This window comes from Cellulomonas sp. GTC20042 (genome assembly GCF_055389595.1).
In genome coordinates, this window is sequence record NZ_AP043678.1 from 1,960,082 (window position 1) to 1,980,255 (window position 20,174).

The 20,174-nt window shown below is 72.3% G+C and carries 20 protein-coding genes; 4 read left to right on the forward strand and 16 right to left on the reverse strand.

Features of this window, described 5'->3' with window-relative positions; translation table 11 throughout:
• Positions 1-34: 34 nt before the first annotated feature.
• The 14 genes from ACZ5HG_RS08985 to ACZ5HG_RS09050 all read right to left on the reverse strand — a co-directional run bounded on the left by ACZ5HG_RS08985 (position 35) and on the right by ACZ5HG_RS09050 (position 14,231).
• Positions 35-298, reverse strand: coding sequence for a hypothetical protein (locus tag ACZ5HG_RS08985; RefSeq protein WP_464181919.1), 264 nt, complete (start codon positions 296-298; stop codon positions 35-37).
• Entirely contained in the window at positions 298-7,737 is a 7,440-nt protein-coding gene (locus tag ACZ5HG_RS08990) for a DNRLRE domain-containing protein (protein WP_464181921.1), read from the reverse strand. Before ACZ5HG_RS08990 ends, ACZ5HG_RS08985 begins: the two co-directional genes overlap by 1 nt.
• A 358-nt stretch (positions 7,738-8,095) precedes the next feature.
• On the reverse strand, positions 8,096-8,530 hold the full coding sequence (locus ACZ5HG_RS08995) for a hypothetical protein (protein ID WP_464181922.1): 435 nt from the start codon (positions 8,528-8,530) through the stop codon (positions 8,096-8,098).
• Between the two features lie 129 nt (positions 8,531-8,659).
• Positions 8,660-8,950 carry a hypothetical protein gene (locus ACZ5HG_RS09000; RefSeq protein WP_464181923.1) on the reverse strand — a complete coding sequence of 97 codons (291 nt, stop codon included), beginning with the start codon at positions 8,948-8,950 and terminating at the stop codon, positions 8,660-8,662.
• 30 nt (positions 8,951-8,980) lie between these two features.
• Complete coding sequence (locus tag ACZ5HG_RS09005) at positions 8,981-9,187, reverse strand: hypothetical protein (RefSeq protein WP_464181924.1); 207 nt, start codon at positions 9,185-9,187, stop codon at positions 8,981-8,983.
• A complete protein-coding gene (locus tag ACZ5HG_RS09010; protein WP_464181925.1) occupies positions 9,184-9,621 on the reverse strand; it encodes a hypothetical protein in 438 nt (145 codons plus the stop codon). The genes ACZ5HG_RS09005 and ACZ5HG_RS09010 overlap by 4 nt, the downstream gene beginning before the upstream one ends.
• A gap of 40 nt (positions 9,622-9,661) precedes the next feature.
• A complete protein-coding gene (locus ACZ5HG_RS09015; RefSeq protein WP_464181928.1) occupies positions 9,662-9,967 on the reverse strand; it encodes a hypothetical protein in 306 nt (101 codons plus the stop codon).
• A 63-nt stretch (positions 9,968-10,030) separates the two neighbouring features.
• Positions 10,031-11,641, reverse strand: a complete 1,611-nt coding sequence (locus ACZ5HG_RS09020; protein WP_464181929.1) for a hypothetical protein — start codon at positions 11,639-11,641, stop codon at positions 10,031-10,033.
• Entirely contained in the window at positions 11,638-12,030 is a 393-nt protein-coding gene (locus ACZ5HG_RS09025; RefSeq protein ID WP_464181930.1) for a hypothetical protein, read from the reverse strand. The genes ACZ5HG_RS09020 and ACZ5HG_RS09025 overlap by 4 nt, the downstream gene beginning before the upstream one ends.
• 16 nt (positions 12,031-12,046) lie before the next feature.
• A complete protein-coding gene (locus ACZ5HG_RS09030; protein WP_464181932.1) occupies positions 12,047-12,328 on the reverse strand; it encodes a hypothetical protein in 282 nt (93 codons plus the stop codon).
• 94 nt (positions 12,329-12,422) lie between these two features.
• A complete protein-coding gene (locus tag ACZ5HG_RS09035) occupies positions 12,423-12,689 on the reverse strand; it encodes a hypothetical protein (RefSeq protein WP_464181933.1) in 267 nt (88 codons plus the stop codon).
• Positions 12,686-12,964: a hypothetical protein gene (locus ACZ5HG_RS09040; protein ID WP_464181934.1), complete on the reverse strand. Its 279-nt coding sequence runs from the start codon at positions 12,962-12,964 to the stop codon at positions 12,686-12,688. Before ACZ5HG_RS09040 ends, ACZ5HG_RS09035 begins: the two co-directional genes overlap by 4 nt.
• Positions 12,961-13,344, reverse strand: coding sequence for a hypothetical protein (locus ACZ5HG_RS09045; RefSeq protein WP_464181937.1), 384 nt, complete (start codon positions 13,342-13,344; stop codon positions 12,961-12,963). Before ACZ5HG_RS09045 ends, ACZ5HG_RS09040 begins: the two co-directional genes overlap by 4 nt.
• Positions 13,341-14,231, reverse strand: coding sequence for a hypothetical protein (locus ACZ5HG_RS09050; protein ID WP_464181938.1), 891 nt, complete (start codon positions 14,229-14,231; stop codon positions 13,341-13,343). Before ACZ5HG_RS09050 ends, ACZ5HG_RS09045 begins: the two co-directional genes overlap by 4 nt.
• Before the next feature lie 311 nt (positions 14,232-14,542).
• Between ACZ5HG_RS09050 and ACZ5HG_RS09055 the strand changes: the two genes are divergently transcribed.
• Positions 14,543-15,595: a TerC family protein gene (locus tag ACZ5HG_RS09055; RefSeq protein ID WP_464181940.1), complete on the forward strand. Its 1,053-nt coding sequence runs from the start codon at positions 14,543-14,545 to the stop codon at positions 15,593-15,595.
• 7 nt (positions 15,596-15,602) lie between these two features.
• Positions 15,603-16,607 carry a TerC/Alx family metal homeostasis membrane protein gene (locus tag ACZ5HG_RS09060; protein ID WP_464181941.1) on the forward strand — a complete coding sequence of 335 codons (1,005 nt, stop codon included), beginning with the start codon at positions 15,603-15,605 and terminating at the stop codon, positions 16,605-16,607.
• A gap of 30 nt (positions 16,608-16,637) precedes the next feature.
• On the opposite strand, the gene ACZ5HG_RS09065 is transcribed toward ACZ5HG_RS09060, so the two are convergent.
• A complete protein-coding gene (locus ACZ5HG_RS09065; protein WP_464181943.1) occupies positions 16,638-16,934 on the reverse strand; it encodes a YciI family protein in 297 nt (98 codons plus the stop codon).
• A gap of 46 nt (positions 16,935-16,980) precedes the next feature.
• On the opposite strand from ACZ5HG_RS09065, the gene ACZ5HG_RS09070 reads away from it, so the two are divergent.
• Together ACZ5HG_RS09070 and ACZ5HG_RS09075 are read left to right on the forward strand one after the other, a co-directional pair.
• Positions 16,981-17,817 (forward strand): aldo/keto reductase, encoded by an 837-nt coding sequence (locus tag ACZ5HG_RS09070; protein ID WP_464181944.1) that lies wholly within the window; start codon positions 16,981-16,983, stop codon positions 17,815-17,817.
• Positions 17,818-17,819: 2 nt separating this feature from the next.
• The gene (locus tag ACZ5HG_RS09075; RefSeq protein WP_464181945.1) at positions 17,820-18,968 is read left to right on the forward strand and encodes an acyl-CoA dehydrogenase family protein; all 1,149 of its coding nucleotides are present in this window, start codon (positions 17,820-17,822) and stop codon (positions 18,966-18,968) included.
• Positions 18,969-18,993: 25 nt separating this feature from the next.
• Here ACZ5HG_RS09075 and ACZ5HG_RS09080 read toward each other — a convergent pair whose 3' ends face one another.
• Positions 18,994-20,127 carry a DUF4190 domain-containing protein gene (locus tag ACZ5HG_RS09080; RefSeq protein ID WP_464181946.1) on the reverse strand — a complete coding sequence of 378 codons (1,134 nt, stop codon included), beginning with the start codon at positions 20,125-20,127 and terminating at the stop codon, positions 18,994-18,996.
• Positions 20,128-20,174: the final 47 nt, after the last annotated feature.

A 20,174-nucleotide genomic window follows, 5' to 3' on the forward strand; every position in this document is an offset into this window, starting at 1 on the left:
CGTGCGAGGCTGGCGAGCCCAGTTGCAGCGAGGCCTACACGAGTCTCCAACCTGCGAACTCGAAAGCAGTTCGAATTCGCTCCAACGCAAACTCGCGTCTGGCAGGATCGAGCGCGCCAAACGCGTCGTCGTCGAGGGCAAACTCGTCCAGGCCTGCCTCGCCGTGGGCGACAACCTCACCCAACTCGTCCTCGTAAACGATCTCGAACCGGTTGTCGATTCTGACTGACCAGCCCTCGCTTGAGTCGACCCAACTCTTCCACCAACGCTTCCTGAGGCTTCCCTTGTCTCGTGCCATCAGACGATGTGGACGTTGATGTTGGTGCGCTTGAATTTCAACACTCGTCGCTCGATTCGAATCCATGTGCTCGTGACGAAGCGGGGGTTCGGATGGATGAAGACGTGAACATTTCGACCTGCCCCGAGTGCGAAAATTCCGGAGGCGACGTCCCATACCGGTCTCTTCCGCTCCCAGGTGCTGAGTTTCGACGTGATCTTCTCTGCTGCTCGTCCCAGTCGAGTCATGCCCAATGTGGTGCCCCCGTTCGCCTTTGCGAAAGCGGTTGCTGCCTGGTGTGCGGTCTCGCCTCCGGTCCAAAATACTCGTCCAACCTTCGGGGCGGCCTTCGTGGCGACCTCGCCGGTCATCTCTGCAGGCTTCAGCAGCTTGGAGATCGCCTTCGCGCCCTTGACGACCGATCCCGCGCCGACGAGCGACAGCGCGGCGCTAGCCGCAGAGATCAGCGCCTGCTTCTTGTCTCCCGCGGCGTAGTAGGCGCCCGCTGCGACGACCCCAGCAGCCATCCCGATCGGCCCCGGCACCATCGACGCCACGTCGGCGACGACGGCGACCGCCTTGAGCACGCCCTTCCACGACCACGTCCCCGCGAGGTCAGTGCAGTTGACCGGGTCGGCGTTGCAGTAGTCGTACGCGTTCGCGGACCCGCCCGCGACGGGGTCGATCGACAGGAACCGCCCGATCTCGGGCGAGTACAGCCGCGCGCCCATGAGGATGACGCCACCGAGCGCCTCGGCGGAGCGCTGCGCGGCACCGAGCCAGCCGTAGCGTGCGGGGGGCGCATTGGTCGCCCCCGATCCGCTCATGGGCTGGGCGACGCCGAACTCGTCGAAGGACGTGAACGCGAGCCCGGTCCAGGTGGCGGTGTCGGCGCCGTCGCCGATCGGCAGGGTGGCGACGATGTCGCCGTGCAGGTCGACGAGCTGGAGCTCGCGCTCACCGGTGAGCGAGGTGGTGATCGCGACGTCGCCCTCGACGCCGCCGACGTAGCGGGTGACGGCGGCGGGGTCGTTCGCGTCCTCCTGGATCCACGAGGGTTCGTCGGAGTCGGAGGTGTAGTGCGAGGTCTTGACCGTGGGGTCGGACCACGCGCCGTCGGCCCAGGTGCGGCTGGTGAAGGTCGCGCGGCGCAGCAGCGGGTCGATGCCCCAGGAGACGCTCTGCTGCCCGGCGATCTCCTGCGAGGCCACGCGGTCGTTCACGTAGTAGCCGTTGCTGACCTGCTGGTCCCCGGAGGGCATCGAGACCACGCGGCCGAGCGGGTCGTAGGCCCAGGTGCCACCGGCGTCGGTGGAGGAGGAGACGAGCCGGTCCGCGGTGTCGAAGGTTGAGGTGACCGTGCTCGCCCCGGCTACCGGGCACGCCTGGCCCTGCTCGCCGGCGACGCTGCTCGACCCGACGCGGTTGGTGTGGCTGTCGTAGGTGTAGGTGCGCGTCGTGCACACGCCCGACATCGCTCCGGTGTCCTCGACCTCGACGAGCCGGCCGAGCCGGTCGTAGGAGTAGTCACGGGAGCCGGTGCTGGACACGTGCCGGGTCCACTGGCCGCGATGGTTCTCCACCACGGAGTCGGTGGCGATCACGGTGTCGTCTGACGCCCGGACGTAGGTGCGTCGGACGGGGACGCGCGCCGGGTCGTAGTCGATGTCGAGCCGGACGTCGCCGGGCAGGGTCTCGGACTCGAGCTGTCCGTCGGGTCCCCAGGTCGCCGACACCGTGCCGGCGACCGAATCGGTGAAGGACGTGACGACGCCTCGCGGGTCCTTGGCGCGGTCGTAGGTGTAGGTGATCGAGCCGATCTCGCGGGTGCCGAGCGCGTCGGTGACGCTCTCGACGGCGGACTCGGGGTTGCCCCACCGGTTGTAGGTGATCGTGTTGGTGGAGCCGTCGGCGTCGGTGTAGGCGAGGACCTGACCGAGCAGGTCGTACGACTTTGTCACCTCGTCCGTCGTCGTGCCGGAGGCGTCGACCGAGCGCATGGCGAGCACGTCGCCGGTGCGTGTGTCGTACTCGGTGGTGGTCGCGGCGATTGCCTCGCCCACCCCAGCGCCGGTGCCGCTGATCTGCACCCGGGTCACCCGGTCCGCGGTGTCGTAGGTGGTCACCGTGGACCGGCTCTGCGTCACCGTCGACCCGGCGAGCGGGCCGGTGGCGGACTCGGTGATCGAGGTCGGCGTGCCGTACCGGTTGTACGCGTCGACCCGCTTCACCGGCAGCTGGCTCGCGGCGAGCGCGGCGTCGTGCCCGGTAACGGCGCCGGCCGCTCGGGTGAGGCACGGCTGGCCGGCCCACTCCGGGCGGTTGCCGCAGGAGGCGTCCGTCGGGTTCGCACCCGCGGTGTAGAGGATCGACAGGGTGGTGCCGGCGTCGGAGCCGGTGGATCCGGGCTTGCTGGAACGCAGGGGCCGGCCCTTGGTGTCGTAGACGACCGTCGAGGTCAGCGACGTGGGCTGCCCCGCGTCCACGGTGACGGACGTCGGCTGCTTGTGCACCCAGCCGGACGAGCCGCCGAGCACCGCCGCCCCGTCGACGGGGTTGTAGGCGTTGACGGTGACGATCGGGTCGAGCAACGTCGCGGTGTCCAGATCGGCCCCGACCGGCAGCCCGCCGGAGGTCGACGTCGTGACCAGGTGGTACGCGACGCCGTCCGGCTTGCCCTCGTCGTAGACGTACCGGGTCACCGCGTGCAGCGTCTGCATCGCGTCCGGGTCGTTCGCGACCGCGAGCTGCTGCGCCGGACCGCGCTGGGACCGCACGTCCAGCCCGTCTGCGGTGTACGTCGTGCGGGTGTCGAGCACCTGCGACAGGTACACCGACCCCGTGCCGCCGAGGTTCCAGGTCGCCAGGTCGGCCGACTCGGCGAGCTTGCCGAGCGCGAGCAGCCGGTTGGTGGCGTCGAGGGTTCGGACGACCTTGCCCTGGTTGTCGTACTCGGTGGTGTCGATGTAGCCCTCGACCGGCGCGTCCAGGCCGAGGGGAGAGGCGGTGTTGACCTCCTGGCCGCTGGCGTTCAGGTAGTGCACGGTGGCGGGCTTGTACCCGTCCTTGCCGGGCACGGTCGCGCTGGCGGAGGTGACGCCGGGCGGGTCCTGCGGGCCGAAGACGGCGGTGGCGTCGGTGGGGCCGTCCACCTGCGCCCAGGTGGCGAGCGCCTCCGGGCCGAGGTCGTACGGGCCACCGGCGGTGCGGGTGGTCGGGACGCCGTAGACGACTGTGGAGACGTTGTCTGGACCCCACTGGTCGGTGGTGCCGGGCTCCAGCGAGCGCCGCGAGACCGTCAGCAGGCGGCCGGTCGAGGCGTCGATGAAGTCGCCGGTGCCGGTGGTGGTCGCCCCGGCGGTGCCGTAGCCGAACCGGAAGGGTTCCTCGCCGGGGGCGGTCACCGACGTGATCCGGCCGGCGGAGTCGTAGGCGTACGCGGTGACCAGGGTGTTCGCGCCGGGTGCGGTGGCGCTGGAGGTGCCGATCCGCGGGTCCCAGACCCGGGTGAGGCGCGCCTGGGCGTCATACAGGTACCGCGTCACGGTGACCGCGCTGACCACGCCGGTGGCCGGGTCGGTGCCCCAGAGGTCGATCCGGTCGACCTGACCGGTGATCGTGCCGAGCGTCGAGGCGGTCGCGGTGGTGCTCGTGGCGTAGACGAGATCCATCACCTCGCAGCCGCGGGCCGGGGCGACACCGGTCGCGGGGTTGCAGGCGTTCGCGTTCGTCGGCCAGCCGTCGACCCCGTCCTCGATCGGCGCGATGATCCGCACCAGCCGGGACTGCCCGGCGACGGAGGTGTCGTAGACGTGCCGGGTGGCCCCGGCGGCGGCCGGCGGCGCGGTGACGGTCACCGGGAAGTCACCGCTCGCGGCGTTCTTGACGAAGTCGGTGGTGGTGCCGTCGATCTCGGTGAGGCGCCAGCTCGTCGCCGACGTCGGCGTCAGGGTGAGGTCCTCGGCGCCGGGCTCGGGCCACCACTGGGTGCCGTTGCCCGAGCTGAACCAGATCTCCCCGCCACCGGTCAGGTGCACGGCGGCGACGTCGTCGTAGGGCTTGGAGATCCGGGTGTACGCGGTGCCGGCGGAGGAGTCCCTGGTGCCGGAGGCCCACTCCTTGCCGAACGGCGACCAGAGCTCGCGCACGGAGATGTCGTCCCAGTAGACCGGCTTGGCCGCGGAGACGTTGCCGTTGTACGCACGCAGGAACGCCTCGGTGGCACCGGCCGGGATCGTCACGTCCACGCTGACCTGCTGCCAGGCGTTCGTCGCGGTGGGACGCGGGGTGGCGGCTCCGACGTTCGCCGGCTCGGAGTAGGCGCCGGTGCCGACCCGGGTGAAGACCTCCAGGCGCAGGCCACGGGACATGTCGGGGGAGAGGCCGGTCTGCTCGGGCACGTAGACCCAGCCGGACACGCGGTAGGTGCGCCCGGGCAGCATGCCGAGGCGCAGCCCGCCCGTATCCCCGCCGATCGAGACGAAGCTGTCCTGGGACGCCCCGCTCGGGGTGATCTTGTACGAGGTCGTCCCGGTGTGGAACCGGACCGTGTCGGTCGCGACGGTGCCGTAGGCGGCGCTGACACCGGTGAGCGTCGTCGCCTGGGTCTGCTCGGTGGTCAGCTTCTCGGCCTGGAGCTCGTACCCGGCATCCGTGTCGCGGGACGAGGTGGTGCGCACCACCGAGAGCCCGAACTCCTCGGCGTCGGTGACCGACAGCGTGTGGTCGCCGGTGAGCAGGTTGACCGTGCCCGGGCCGATCTCGGTGGTCGCCGCGCCTGAGGCGTCCGGGTCGACGGTGAGGGTCGTCCAGCCGCCCGCGTAGGAGCCGGCGCCGGCTGAGGACGTGGCGAGCACCGCCCGGACCTGCACCGGTCCGCCGACGAACCCGAGCGTCGCGCCGACGTCCCAGGTGGAGTAGCCGCGATCACCCTGCGGCAGCGGAGCCCAGCCGCCGATCGCGACGTCCTGCCAGCTGCTGCCCGTCGAGGTCTGGAGCTGGGCGAGCGGCACGTCCTTGATGTCGGCGGCGGGCGAGTCGGGTCCGCGGCGCCACTGGAACTTCACGTGGGTGAACACCGGCTCACCGGTCACCTGGAGCCGCGCGCGCCGGACGACCCGTGCACCCTCCTCCGGCGTGACGATCCCGCCGCGCCCGACGTGGAAGGTGTACTTCACGATCCCGGAGACGTTGCCCGCGAGGTCGACCGCCTGGACCTGGAGCACGTGGCGGCCCGGCGTCGTCGGGGTCACGTTCAGCGTGGTCGGCGCCCCCGTGGTGGAGGCGGCGACCGTCTGCGCCGGGTCCGGCGCCTTGTCCAGGCCCCACCGGTAGGTGGACAGGCTCTCGTCCACCGGCGGCTTGATCGTGAACGCACCGGCCTGGTTCTCGGCCTTGTGCCAGGTGTTGTCGTTCGGGTAGTCCGTGGAGGCCACCGTCGGCGCGAGCGGGGCGATCGTGTCCACCCGGAACCAGAAGCCGCCGGTCGACTGCCCCTCGATGATGTCGTCGCTGGCCTTGACCGAGAAGTAGTACGTCGTGTTCTCGGTGAGCGTCGGTGTCTTCACCGACGCGACAGAGCCGCTCGGGATGTAGTTCTGCGACCCGGTCCACACGACCTGGTTGCTCGGGTACTGCACCAGCGTGAAGATGCCGTGCACCAGCCCGCCGTCGGGGTCGGAGACGGTGGCGCTGAGCGTCGGCGTCTTCGTCGACGTCCACGCGCCCGAGACGGTGCCGTTCGGCGAGTTGGAGATGCGCTGGCCGGACGGCGGCCACGGGGTCGAGTTGTACGTCGCCCAGACGGTCGGCACATAGGCGCCGTAGTCAGCGGCGAAGAACTTCTTCCATCCGTAGTTGTCGGCCTCGTTCTCCGCCTTGATCCCCATGTTGCCGACCTGGGTGGCCGACGCGGCCCAGTCCCGGGCGTACTGGGTGATGTCCGCGTTGGACCAGCCACCGGGGCAGCTGCCCGAGTAGCCGTGGGTCTCCGAGCTGGTCGAGTAGTGCGCCGCCCACCCCGGCTGGTTGGCCCAGACCGTGCCCGGACCGGCGGGGTAGGTGTTCCACACCTGCCAGTTCCGCGCCTGGCACGACCAGGAGTAGAAGTTGAACAGCTCGAGCCGGGCGGAGAACACCGTGCGCCACGACAGCCCGGCGACCGGGAACTGGATGAACGCGCGCCCCACGTGCGCCCCGCCGTCGTAGGTGCCGACGTCGAGCTCGCCCTGCGTGGAGCGATCGTTCGAGTAGCCCTTGAGCACGTAGGTGTCGAAGCCCCAGGCGAGGCCCACGTCGGGGTCGATCACGACCGGGTACACCGTCGCCGGGTCCTGGAGGAAGTCCTGCTGCGGGGTCAGGTCGACCTCGGCGACCTCATGCGACGGCTGGGTGCTCGTGCGCTTGACCTCGACGGCCCCGGCGAGCGCATCGATGGTGGTGTCACCGACCACCTCGATCGGCTCGGCCTGCTCCGCGTCGGCATCGGCGCGGGTGGCGCTGTCCGAAGTCGTCGCGCCGTGGTCCGGCTCCAGCACCCAGGCCGGCATCGGGGACAGCGTCGCGGCGTCGGCGTGCTCGGCCGGCCGGTCCTGCGTGATCGGGAACGCGCGCCCGGCGTCGCTGTCCGCGTCCCACATCATCGGCACGGGCGCGGCGGCGATCACCTGGTCCTGGCCCTGCTCGACCACGCTGATCGAGCCGTCGTCGGCCGTCCGGAGCTCGGCACCGTCCGCGGTCACCGTCAGCGGGAACACCAGAGCCTGGTCCGGGGCAGGACGCTCGGCGACGACGAAGTACTCCTCGAAGCCCGTGCTGGTCGCCTCCAGCACCAGATCGATGCCGGGCTCGACCTCGCGGTAGGTCGCACGGCGCCCGTCGAGCTCCGGTTCCGGCAGCGCGCCGTCCCACTCCACCGAGGTCGTGATGCCGGTGGTGGGATCGGTGATGCTCGCGAGCGCCACTGACCCGGTCTCCGGGTCGGGCTCGCTCTCTCCGGCCAGCACCAGGTCGCCGCTGTGGGCCACCGGGCGCACGTTGCCGTCCTCGTCCGCCACGAGGGTCAGGTCGACCGGCGCCCAGTCCTCGTCGGCGGTGCCGTCGCCGTCGCCCTGCCGCACCCACACGGGGCCCGACCCGGTGCCCGACGCCATGGTGCCGTCGGGGAGCACGTACACCGAGCCGAACTCGGTGCGCTCGGCCAGCACCTCGACGGGCTGGTCCTCCAGGCGGGCGATGGCGGCGGCCGAGACGACGTCCGGTGCGGTGAGCGGTCCGGCGTCCTCCGTGCCGGCCTCGGCGGTGGCCGAGGTCGCCGCCGCGACCGGCGCGGCGGCAGGTCGGACGGCCGCCTCGGCGGGCAGCCCCGCCACGGTGATCGCGCACGCGGCGAGCACCCCGACGACGGGGACGCGACGGCGCCACGCGCCTACGGTGCCGAAGGCGACGGTCAGAGCGGCCATGAGGCCCTCCCCCTGCGAGTCGGTGGCTGGTGGGCGCACCGATGACTCCACGCGAGCTCCTCGCGCGGTCGTCTCACAGGGTCCCCATGTGAACGACACGGGAAACGTAGAGGCGGGCGGACGGGCCGACCGGGACCGAAGGCCCTGGTGGGGGCACGGAGGCCTGAGCGGTACGCCCCTGGGCGCTCGCGTTCGGGGGCCGTGCGGGGTCGATCCAGGAGTCGGCGCGCGGCGACACGGCCGTGGTCGTCGCGATGACTCGGCCCCGACGAGGCCGCGCCCCCGTCGCGTCAGCTGTCACGCGCCACGATCGCCAGGCCGAGGGTGACGAGCACTCGCGCCCGGGACAGCTCCGGCCCTACCACCGGCCGAGGCCCAGGCGGTGACGTCGACCGTGGTGACCGCCTCGCTCCAGCACGTCGTACCAGCTCCAGTACCCATCGGGAACGGTGGCTGTCCTTCCAGGATCGACCCCGTCCAGCTCGTGCAGCGTCAGTTCCATCGGACCGCCCGGCTGCCACAGCGAGAGCCCGGACCTGTTCGTCCTCGTGACCAGGTCGACCGCCCGCTCGGTGACCGCGAGTGCATCGCGCTCGTAGGCGATCAGGCCGGCGTTCGCGAACTTCGCCAGCGCGCGTGCGGCGAGGTCTGCTCCGGGAAGGTCGTGGCGAAGGTGGTCGGCGGTGCGCATCAGCGTGCCCACGCTGGTCAGCCCCGAGAGCACCGAGGCGTGCAGCAACCAGGCGTCGTCGAGGGTCCAGTGCGAGTGCCCGGGGGCCTTGTCGGGGATCACGGTCCTCCTTGGTGGTTGCTCGGCGTGTTGAGCGATCGTTCTGCGTGGACGCCGACCGGGCTACGGCCGGTTGGCCCGGCTTCTTCTCAGCGGGAGCCTTCTGGGCCGCCGACCCGCGAGATCGGTCGGTCAGCGAGGGCTCCACTCGCTTGCGGGATAGCCGTCGCGCGAGAGCACGACGTCCGGCTCGAGTATCGGAAGATCCGCGATCTTGCGTGGGTCGACGCGTTCGATCTCTCGAGCGGACACGCCGCCGATGTCGGCAGCGCGCATGAGCTGCGTCGCCCGCATCCGGGACGTCGTCATGACGATCGCCTCGAGGGTGCAGGCAGCCCCGGGTGCGACAGGACGCATCTCCGTGCCGAACATAAGACGGAAGGCGGAGAGGTTCGTACGGTCGTGATCGGTGAGATCCGACATCACGGTCCTCCTTGGGTGCGAGAGAGCGGGTCAGTCCCCGCCCACGAAGTGGTAGACGGTGAGGCAGACGAACATCGCGACGACCACGGCCGTGTCGCCGCGCGCCGACTCCTGGATCGAGGCGAACACGCCGATGCCCGGCGGTCGCCTCCGGATCTTGCGGACGGTGATCGCCATCGCGAGCGCGAAGAAGAGCATCCCCGCCCAGAACGCGATCGTCGCGAGGTCGACGCTCACGCGGCGTGACCAGGGTCGGCGAGGTTGGCCTGACGGGTACGCGTCAGCGCATCGCAACGGGCCTGCTCCTGCGCGAGCATCTGCCCGGCGAGCGTGACCGCCGTCTGCTTGTCCTCGACCACGTGGATCTCGCGCGCCTGCCGGGGGCGGTAGTCGGCGCCCCCTCGGTCGTAGACCAGCACCTCCCACTCGGTGCTCAGCCTGCGCGGGTGCCGGATCCGGTGCAGCACGCGTGACGGGATCGAGGCGATCACCAGCACGAGTGTGAGGGCGAGCGCGATCCCGTAGTCGTCACCCCCGAGATCGACGAGGCGGTCGATGAGCTTCCATCCCGGCCAGCCGTCGGCGCGGTGGATCTGGATGGTCTGCCAGGTCCCGTCGGTCGGATCGGACACCTGGACGTGCTTCTCGCCCCACGCGAACGGGTTGGTCATCGGAGCCTCTGCGTCGGTGCGCACGCGTGCCGGTCGGTGCTCATGCGATCACGGTCCTCTCGCCGTCCACGAAGATGGCGACCGCCCGGCCATCGGCGACGGCCTCGTACCTGCCTGCCGCGATCGCTGCGACCAGGCGCAGCGCGGTGTCGTCGTCGAGATCGGCCCGCATCTCGAGGAAGAGCACCCGTGCCTCTCGCGCCGCCTCGAGGTGCCAGATGATCGCGTCATCGGTCCGCGGATCGCAGAACTGGACGAGCAGGTCCTCGTCCTCACCGCGGACCCGGGTCACGGTGACCTCCGCCACGCCGGTGAGCGCGGCGATGCTCGCGCTGAGCTCGCTCATTCCCACACGCCGATCTCGTAGATCGCGTAGAGCACGACGAGGGCCACCATGAGGACGCCGCCCTCACCCACGTCCCACCTCCGGATCCGGGAGGTCGTGGACGGTGGCCACGATCCCCGCGCCCGGCAGGATGCCGATCCGGAGCCCGCCGAAGGTCGCGATCTCGCACCACGGGGCCACGACCGTCCAGGGTCCTGCCGAGGGCCCGAGCACCCGCAGCGGGTCACCGGCACCGTCCTGCGGCACCCGGGCGTCTGCCCACGCGGGGTCCAGCGGCCCCAGGCGCAGGCCCTCCATGGGGAGCCCGATGAGCCGGCGCCGTGAGCCGTGGTCGACCAGCAGGCGTGCCTCCTGGTTGATCAGGTCGAGGTCGACCGAGCGCAGGCGCATCAGCTCCGGTTCGAGCAGGCCCTCAGCGGTGCCGAGCAGCCAGCGACCGGTCGAACGGTCCTTCCGCCACCGCGCCGTGCGACCGTGGAACACGCTCGGGGCGCGGCGCGCGAGGGTCGGGCCGGGCCCCAGGGTCAGCGACGTCAGCGTGGCGGAGAAGGCGAGCCCGCCCTCGGTCGCCACCGAGCACCACCACCGGCGCGCGGGGTCGGCGCCCTTCTCCTGACCCACGTCGAACTGATCGGGTCGGGTGAGCAGCACGGCTTCCCGGACGAAGACCGACGGGTCGTCGGGATCGACAGGCGGGGTGGTGATCTCGGTGACCCCGCCGAGCGTGAGGGTGAGCGTGGTGCCGGCGCCGAAGAGCAGCAGGCGGATCTCTGCGGCGGCCAGGTCGATGGTCACGTCCAGGATCGAGAACCCGTCGCGCAGGTCGATCATGCCGTCCTCCGGGACGAGCACGAGCGGTCCGACACCGATCAGCCCGTGCAGCTCGAGGGACGTCCCCATGGTCGATTCGACTCCTGCTGGGTCGAGACGCAGGCGCCAGCCGGCGTGGGTGGCCGCCTGCCGGAGGCGGGGCAGCACGATCGCGACCCGCGCGTCGTCCAGGGCGCTCAGCCTGCCGGCGTCGGCGTCGAAGCCGAGACGGGTGCCCGAGGCGTCACCGGTCACGTCGACCACGCCCTCGGCGTCCCGGTAGCGCAGCGTGGTCCGTCCGACCAGCCGCACCGACCAGCCCTCCGTGGACCGCACCTCGCCGCCGATCGTGCTGTGCAGCCGGGGCCGGGGCGTCGCGGACCCGTGCAGGTCGACCGGGGGAGCGGCGCCCGGACGACGCTCCGCGATCAGTCCTGCCAGCCGGTCGACCGCGTGCTGCGCCGTGGCACGGTGGGTGACGAACGCCCGGAGCGAGAGCCGCAGCCCGGCACCGGTCTCCACCGCGACCACCGTCCGCGAGCCGTCGGCGACCGGGTGACCCGAGCGCGACGCGGGGAGCACCGTCAGCCGCGCGACCTCGGGCAGCGGCACGCGCCGCGTGCGGGTCCAGCCGGTGACCGACACGTCGTTCTCGTCCACCGCGATGCCGATCCGCGCCGCCCGGACGCCGACTCCCGCCGCCACCGCGAGCAGCGCCGCAGCCACCCACGGGACGCGTGGCGCGAGCAGCACGGCACCGGACACCAGCGCGAGGACCGCGACCGTCACCGCGACGCGGGGCAGCGGTCCCAGGGCGACGACGCGCACCGGGCGGAGCCGGCGGCGCGCCCGTCCGGCGCTCACCTGCGTCCATCCGGGAAGCCGGCGCCGAGCTGGCGTAACACCCACGCGGACGTCGCCTCGTCCAGCCAGCGGACCGGAATGCGTTCGCCGCGCAGCTCGACCCACCCCCGCGACCACTCGACGATCGCAGCCGCCAGGCCGCCGTCATCCGTGATGATCGCGTCCTGGTCCCAGCCCTCGTCGGGCCAGAGGTGCTCGTGGACGCACTCGGTCGGCACGGTCCACCGCCGCCACCACAGCGCACCTCCCGCGTGGCGGGCGTGGAAGTCCTGCCGGAGCAGCACCAGCCCGCACCGCTCGCCGTCGCGCATCAGCCACCCGGCACGGTTGCGGAGGCCGTCGAGCCGAGGGTCCTCGACGACACGGTCGAAATCGGGCCGTCGGCTCACGAGGCGGTCCGGGGCGTCATGACGCCTCCAGTGCGGCGAGCACGTCCTCCACCGCGGTCCGCTGCACCGTGGTGAGGCGCGGGTCGGTGAGCAGGTCGCGTGCTGCGGCCATCCCGTCGATCACCGCGCCGGTCGCGATCCCCGATCCCCGGGTGCCGCTCGCGACGGCCAGGTGGAGCAGGTTCGCCGCGATGACGGTGTCGAAGGCCGGATCCTCGACGTCGAGGTCCGCGGCGTCGCTGAACGCACGGTCGAGCGCGCGCAGGGCGTGGTCGCGCCTCCGGCTGCTCCTCGTCATGGCAGGACGCTACCGATGTCGCGCCCCCGCCGTCGTGGGGATTCCCGCAGGTCACCCGTCCGGAGCCGTGCGGCACCGGACTGACCGGCCCGGCCTACAGGAACCGCCCCAACGGCCAGCCGGCGAACTCGAACGCCGCGTGCGCCCGTCCCAGCACGAGCGCCCGACGGGCCGGAGCGAGGTGATCGAGCGAGTCGTGGTCGATCACGAAGCCGGTGCCCACGCCGTCCGCCTCGCCACGGCACTGGACCTCGCCCTCGGCGTCCACGTACATGAGCACGAAGCGGTCCGCGATCCACACCGACCAGCCCTCGTCGGAGTCCACCCGGCTGGCCCACCACCGCTTCCGGAACCTCGTCATCGTCTCCGCCTCTCCCACGCGCCGTCCACGTACACCGGTCGTGAGACGACCACCTCGAACTCGAGTGGCGGGCCGTCCTGGATCTCATCGACCCGGACCCGCCGCAGGTCGCGCGACGAGAAGCCGCCGACGCCGGACGCCCGCAGGACCTGCACGGCGCGCCAGCGCGAGGTGGTCAGCACCAGCGCCTCGATCGCGCACGCGTACTCCGCGACCTGCTCCGCCATCTCGTTGGCGACCCGCACGTGGTAGATCCCGGTGCGGTCCGCGTTCATACGGCACCACCGATCCGCAGCAGCGCCGACGCCCGGGCGTGCAGGTGCTCGGGCACCGCCCACTCGACCACCGTCGCCCCGGAGCGGCAGCGCAGGATCTGCGCGTCCTCGTCGACCGCGAGCGACTCGCGCAGGGTCGGTCGGCGCCATCCGTCGTCCACCGAGTCGACCGGGACCCGGATCCCGCCGAGCGTGAGCATGCCGGGCGTCACGCGCCACTCACCGCCGTGCCAGCCCTGGAGCAGCCCGGGGACCCGGCCCTCGACGGCGCGCACCGCGCTCAGCACGCGACCGTCGTCGGCTGCCACGACCGCCACCCGCCGGGTGCGACGGCGTGCCCACGCGTCACCGAGCAGGAAGCCGATCACGGTGTCGATCATCGCGACTCCTCTCCGGCCGGCGCCCGTCGCCGCCTCCGCCGCTCCAGCACCGCGCACCAGCTCGCCATCCCGTCCGGCACGGGTGCCGGCACCACCACGCCATCCCCGGTCAGCACGCGCAGCCCGGCGTGGGCCTGCGCGATCGCGCCGTCCTCGGCCCACGGGGACGCGTCGCTCGCGAGCGCCTCCTCCGCGAGCGCCCGGATCGGCTCGCCGAGGTGCAGCCTCCCGTCCTCGGCCGTGGCCAGACCGCTGCCGACCAGCCGCGCGATCACGTCGGCGACCTCGCCGGGCGTCGGACGGTCGTGGTTGAGGTGGTCGGCCAGCCGCAGGACGGCGGCCAGGCCCGCGTCGGCCGAGCCCACGACGGCGAGGGCGATCCAGGCGTCGTCACGGGTCCATGCGCGTGCGGGGCCGGGCTCGGCGATCCGGGCGAGCGACCCGCGGGCGGCGACGATCATGCCGGTGGTCCGGGCGGCGGCCTCCCGGGCCGAGGTGGGGCTGCCGATCGTGGCGGGCAGCAGCAGGCGCAGGCCGGAGTCGAGCCGCACGTCCAGCACGGCGAGGCCCCGCGCGGCGTCGGGGTGCAGATCGGCACCGGACGGGCGGGCGGCGCGCACGTCCACCACCGCGTGCAGCGGCAGCCGACGGGTGCGGGTCCAGCCGGTCGCGGTGAGCGCCTCTTCGTCCACGCGCACCCCGAGGCGGGCGGTGCGGGCGACCAGCAGGGTCGCGGCCACCAGGAGAGCGACGACGACCGGAGGGCGGTGCGCCAGCAGCACGGCGAGCGCGACGCCCGTCACGGCGCCGGCGACGGCGAGCAACCACGGGATCGTGCCGGCGCGCGCGGTCCGAGCGCTGCGCCGGTCGTGCCTGCCGGTGCTCATCGGGTCTCCTGCCGAGCGGCGGGTCGGTGCGCGGACGCGTCCGACGGGCCGACCGTAGGGCCCGCGGCCGGTCGCGCGCCGCACCCGTCACCCGCGTGGCGGCAGGCGCCACCAGCACCGACACCCCGTGACGGACGTCATGGAGGTGCGCACGGGACTCATGACCTATGCTGGCGCACGCAGTGGAGGGGAGTATCCCGACACGGCGCCCCCGTCATCACGGTCGCCTCCGACGTCGACCCGGGGCCGCCGGCCCGTCAGCGGGTAGGGAGAGACCTCCGGTACTCAGTCGTACGTACCGGAGGATTTCTATGTCTGTGGACCTGTGGGTCTGGATCGTCACCGCGGTGGCGATCGTCGGGATGGTCCTGTTCGACTTCTTCGCGCACGTGCGCACCCCGCACGCCCCCTCGTTCCGCGAGGCCGCCACCTGGTCGGCCGTGTACATCGCGCTGGCGATCGTGTTCGGCATCGGTCTGGGCATGGTGTGGGGCTGGGACCACGGCACGGAGTACTTCGCCGGGTACGTGACCGAGAAGTCGCTCTCGGTGGACAACCTGTTCGTCTTCCTCATCATCATGACGAAGTTCGCGGTGCCGAGGGAGTACCAGCAGAAGGTGCTGCTGGTCGGCGTGGTGATCGCGCTGGTGCTGCGGACGGTGTTCATCCTGCTGGGCGCCGCGGCGATCGAGCAGTGGTCCTGGGTGTTCTACATCTTCGGCGCGTTCCTGGTGTACACCGGCATCAAGCTGGCCAAGGAGAAGCACGAGGCCGACGAGGTCGACCACGCGGGCGAGAAGAAGGACGGTCTGGCGGTCCGCCTGCTCAAGCGCGTGGTGCCGACCACCGAGGAGTACCACGGTGACCGCCTGACCACGAAGATCGACGGCAAGCGCCTGATCACCCCGATGCTGGTGGTCATGGTGGCGATCGGCTCCACCGACGTGCTCTTCGCGCTCGACTCGATCCCGGCGATCTACGGCCTGACCCAGGAGCCGTACATCGTGTTCACCGCCAACGCGTTCGCGCTGCTCGGCCTGCGCCAGCTGTACTTCCTGATCGGCGGCCTGCTGGAGCGCCTGGTGTACCTGAACAAGGGCCTGGCGTTCATCCTCGGCTTCATCGGCGTCAAGCTTGTACTGCACGCGATGCACACCAACGAGCTGCCGTTCATCAACGGTGGCCAGCACATCGAGTGGGCGCCGGAGATCCCCACCTGGCTCTCGCTGCTGGTGATCCTCGGTACCCTGACCGTCGCGACCGTCGCGAGCCTGATCAAGACCCGCCGCGACGGCATCGACACCCCCTCGGCCCCGGCCCTGACCGCCGACGCGCCGACCCCGGAACCCAGCAAGGAGCACTGACCCTCGGATGGACGTCTCTCCGCTCGTCTGGTGCGTGTCGCTCGGCCTGGCCGCCGCCGTCCTGATCGTGGACGTCGCGGTGGTCGGCCGGCGGCCGCACATCCCCTCGACGGCGGAGTGCCTGCGGTACCTCGGTGCCTACATCGGCCTGGCACTGGCCTTCGCGGTCATGGTCGCGCTGGTGTGGGGCACCGATCCCGCGGGGGAGTTCGTGGCGGGCTGGCTCACCGAGTACTCGCTGTCGGTGGACAACCTCTTCGTGTTCCTGCTGATCATGTCGAGGTTCGCGGTGCCGCGGCAGTACCAGCAGACCGCGCTGCTGATCGGGATCATCCTGGCGCTGGTGTTCCGCGGGATCTTCATCGGCGTGGGAGCGGCCGCGATCTCGCACTTCTCCTGGGTGTTCTACCTGTTCGGCGCGTTCCTGGTGTGGACGGCGGTCAAGGTGGCCCGGGAAGGGATGGGCGAGGAGTCCGAGGACGAGGCCTACTCGCCGCCGGCGCTGGTCCGGCTGGTGCAGCGCTGGCTGCCGACCACCGACGGCTACCACGGGGTCGCGCTGACCACGAAGGTCGAGGGGCGCCGGCACGTCACGCCGATGCTGCTGGTGCTGGTCGCGATCGGTGCGACGGACCTGCTGTTCGCCTTCGACTCGATCCCTGCCGTGTTCGGGCTCACCCAGGAGCCGTACCTGGTGCTCATGGCCAACGTGTTCGCGCTGATGGGCCTGCGCCAGCTGTACTTCCTGCTCGGCGGCCTGCTGACCCGGCTGCGCTACCTGAACATCGGCCTGGGCGTGCTGCTCGGGTTCATCGGCGTGAAGCTCGTGCTCCAGGCGCTGCACGAGAACACCCTCCCGTTCCTCAACGGCGGGGAGCCCTTCGGCTGGGCACCAGAGCTGCCGTCGTGGGTGTCGCTCGCGGTGATCGTGCTGACCCTCGGGGTGACCGCGGTGACCAGCATCGCGGCGGCCCGGCGGGACGAGCGCCGCGCGGAGGTCACCGCGCGCTGAGCGCTGGTCCGTCAGCGCGCTGAGCGGGCCTCAGTCCGCCAGGCCGTCCGCCCACGGGCCGATCACCGGGTTCCACCCGCGCACCTCGGTCGCGGCGATCACGCCGGCCAGCGCGAACGGGTCGGCGGCGAGCAGCGCGTCGAGCGCGGTCCGGTCGGCGGCGCGGAACACCAGCAGCGCGCCGGCCTCGCCCTCGGTCCACGGGCCGGAGCCCAGCACCTGCCCGGCCTCGGCGAGCCCGCGCAGGTAGTCGCGGTGGGCGGGGCGGACCTCGTCCTGGAGATCGGTGCGCTGGTCGTAGGTGTAGCGGACGGCGAAGATCGACATGGCTCCCATCCTGCCGGACCCGTCGCGCCGGTGGCAGAGTGGCCGCATGACGACATCGCAGATCCCGGACCTCCCGCTGCTCGACGGCACCGCGATCCCGCAGCTCGGCTTCGGGGTGTTCCAGGTGGACGACGACGGCGCCGAGGCGGCGGTCGGGCACGCGCTGGACGCGGGCTACCGGCTGATCGACACCGCCAAGCTGTACGGCAACGAGGCGGGGGTGGGCCGCGCGGTGCGCGCCTCCGGGCTCGCCCGCGAGGACGTCTACGTCACGACCAAGCTCTGGAACGACGACCAGGGGCGCGACCGGACGCTGGCGGCCTTCGAGGCCTCGGTGGCGCGGCTCGACCTCGGGGCGCCGGACCTGTACCTGATCCACTGGCCGTTCCCCGGGCAGGACCTCTACGCCGAGACCTGGCGGACGCTGGTCGAGCTGGCCGACGAGGGGCGGGTGCGCAGCGTGGGCGTCTCGAACTTCCGTCCGGCGCACCTGGAGCGGATCATCGACGACTCCGGCGCGGTGCCGGTGGTCAACCAGGTGGAGCTGCACCCGTACCACCAGCAGCGTGAGGTGCGCGAGGTGCACGCCCGGCACGGGATCGTCACCGAGGCGTGGTCGCCGCTCGGCCGCGACCTGGGCGTGCTGGACGACCCGGTGCTGGGCGCGATCGCCGCCGCGCACGGGGTGAGCCCGGCGCAGGTGGTGCTGCGCTGGCACCTCGATCTCGGCATCGTCGCGATCCCCAAGTCGGTCACCCCGGAGCGGATCCGGGCCAATCTCGACGTGCACGGCTTCGCGCTCACCGAGGAGGACCACGCGCGGATCGCCGGGCTGGACGGCACCGGGCGGATCGGTCCGGACCCCGACCGGTTCGGGGCGTGACGATGAGCGGCGTCCTGCTGAACGAGGACCTGCTGGCGCGGATCGCGCAGCGCGCGCCGGGCCACGACCGAGAGAACACCTTCCCGCACGACGACCTGGCCGACCTGCGCGCGGCCGGCTACCTCGCGGCCTTCGTGCCGGAGCGCCTGGGCGGTGCCGGTCTGACGCTGGAGCAGGTGGCGCGCGAGCAGGCCCGGCTGGCGGCGGCGGCCCCGGCGACCGCGCTGGCGGTGAACATGCACCTGGTGGTGACCGGGATCGCCGCCGTGCTGGACCGCCGGGGCGACGACTCGCTCGGCTTCGTGCTGGCGGACGCCGCCGCGGGGGAGGTGTTCGCCTTCGGGAACTCCGAGGCCGGCAACGACCTGGTGATGTTCGACTCGCGCACCCGCGCGGAGCGCCAGCCCGACGGCGGCTACCGGTACACCGGCACCAAGATCTTCACCACGCTCTCCCCGGTGTGGACCCGGCTGGCGACCTTCGGCCGGGACGACGCCGACCCCGACGACCCGCGCCTGGTGCACGCCGTGCTGCGGCGCGAGGACGGCGGCGTCACCGCGAAGGACGACTGGGACACCCTCGGCATGCGCGCCACCCAGAGCCGTACGACGCTGCTCGACGGCGCGTACGCGGCGCCGGAGCGGGTGTTCCGCTCGTTGCCGCCGGGGCCGAGCGCCGACCCGTACGTCTTCGCGCTGTTCGCGGTGTTCGAGATCCTGCTCGCCGCTGTCTACACCGGGATCGGCCGACGGGCGCTGGAGCTCGCCGTCGCGGCCGCGCACCGGCGCACGTCGATGAAGCACGACGGCCGCCCCTACGCGCAGGACCCGGACATCCGCTGGCGGGTGGCGGAGGCCGCGATCGGGCAGGACGGGATCGAGCCGCAGGTGTGGGCGCTGGCGCGGGACGTCGACGAGCAGGTCGACCACGGCGCGCTGTGGTTCGCCAAGATGGTCGGCCTCAAGGTGCGCGCGACGGAGAGCGCACGGGTGGTGGTCGACCACGCGATCCGGGTGGCCGGCGGCGGCTCGTACTTCGCCGGCAACGAGCTCGGTCGGCTCTACCGCGACGTGCTCGCCGGGATCTTCCACCCCTCCGACGGGGAGTCCGCGCACGCCACCGTCGCGCAGGCCTGGCTCGGGCCGGCGTGACGGTGGCGCCGCGGGGCGTCCCGGATCAGAACGTCTCGGTCTCGCAGGACCAGGTGGTCTCGACCCGGTTGCCGCAGGTCTGGCCGAACTCCTCGTAGTCCGAGTCCCACGGCGAGTCGACGTAGAGGTCGTCGCAGGCGGCCATGTCGCCCGCGGCGCAGGCGTCCCAGAGCGCGTCCAGCTCGGGGTCGTCGCCGTAGGTCGAGACGTCGTCGCCGGTGCCCGACCCGGTGTCCGAGCCGGGGTCGGGCAGGCTGCTGCTGTCGCAGTACTGGCCGCCGCTGGTGGTGCCGCCGCAGGTGTCGCCGAAGTGCTGGTCGTCGGAGCCGTCGACCGCCTCGTCGTAGAGGGTGTCGCAGGCCGCCATGTCGCCGCCGGCGCAGTCGGAGCGCAGGTCGGCCATCCGGTCCTGGTAGGCGGAGACGCCGAGGAAGACGATGATCCCGATCACGGCGTACAGCACGATCTGCGCCGCGCCGAGCGCGACGCCGGCGATCGCCATGCCCTTGCCACCGGTGCCGTTCTTCTTGGTGCGGCCGATGCCGAGGATGCCGAGCACCAGCGGCACGACCGCGAGCCCGAGCAGGCCGGTGACCAGCGCGGCGATCGAGACGCCGTCGGTCGGTCGCGCCGGTGCCGGGCCCGGGTAGGGGGTGGCGTAGGGCGTCTGGCCGGGGTAGCCGGGGGCGGGCGGGTAGCCGCCGTAGGTCGCGCCGACGGGGGCCGGGGGCGCGGCCGACGTGGCATAGCCGGGCGCGGGAGCACCGTAGGGCGTGCTCGGGGCGGGCTGCTGCGGGCTGGCGCCGTAGGGCTGCTGCGGGGCGGCGCTGCCGTAGGGCGAGGGGGCCGGAGCGGGGGCGCCGTCGGGCTGCTGCGGGGCGGCGGATCCGGGCGCGGAGTACGGCGCGGCCGGTGCGGCGTAGGGCGACGCGGGCGGTGCCGGGTACGGCGCGGCCGGTGCGGCGTAGGGCGACGCGGGCGGTGCCGGTGGGGTGACCGGCGCGGTGCTCGACGGCACCTCGTACCCGGAGACGAACGGCGCGGGCGCCGGGATCGCCTGCGTGGGCTCGGTGCCGGTCGGCTCGCTGCCCTCCGCCCCGGAGCCGATCGGCTCGGTGGGCCGGTCGGCGGGGTCGGGGGTGCCGGTCTCGTGCGACATGGGGGTCCTTCCGGGCGGATCGGGTGCTGCGGGCCACTATCCCAGAG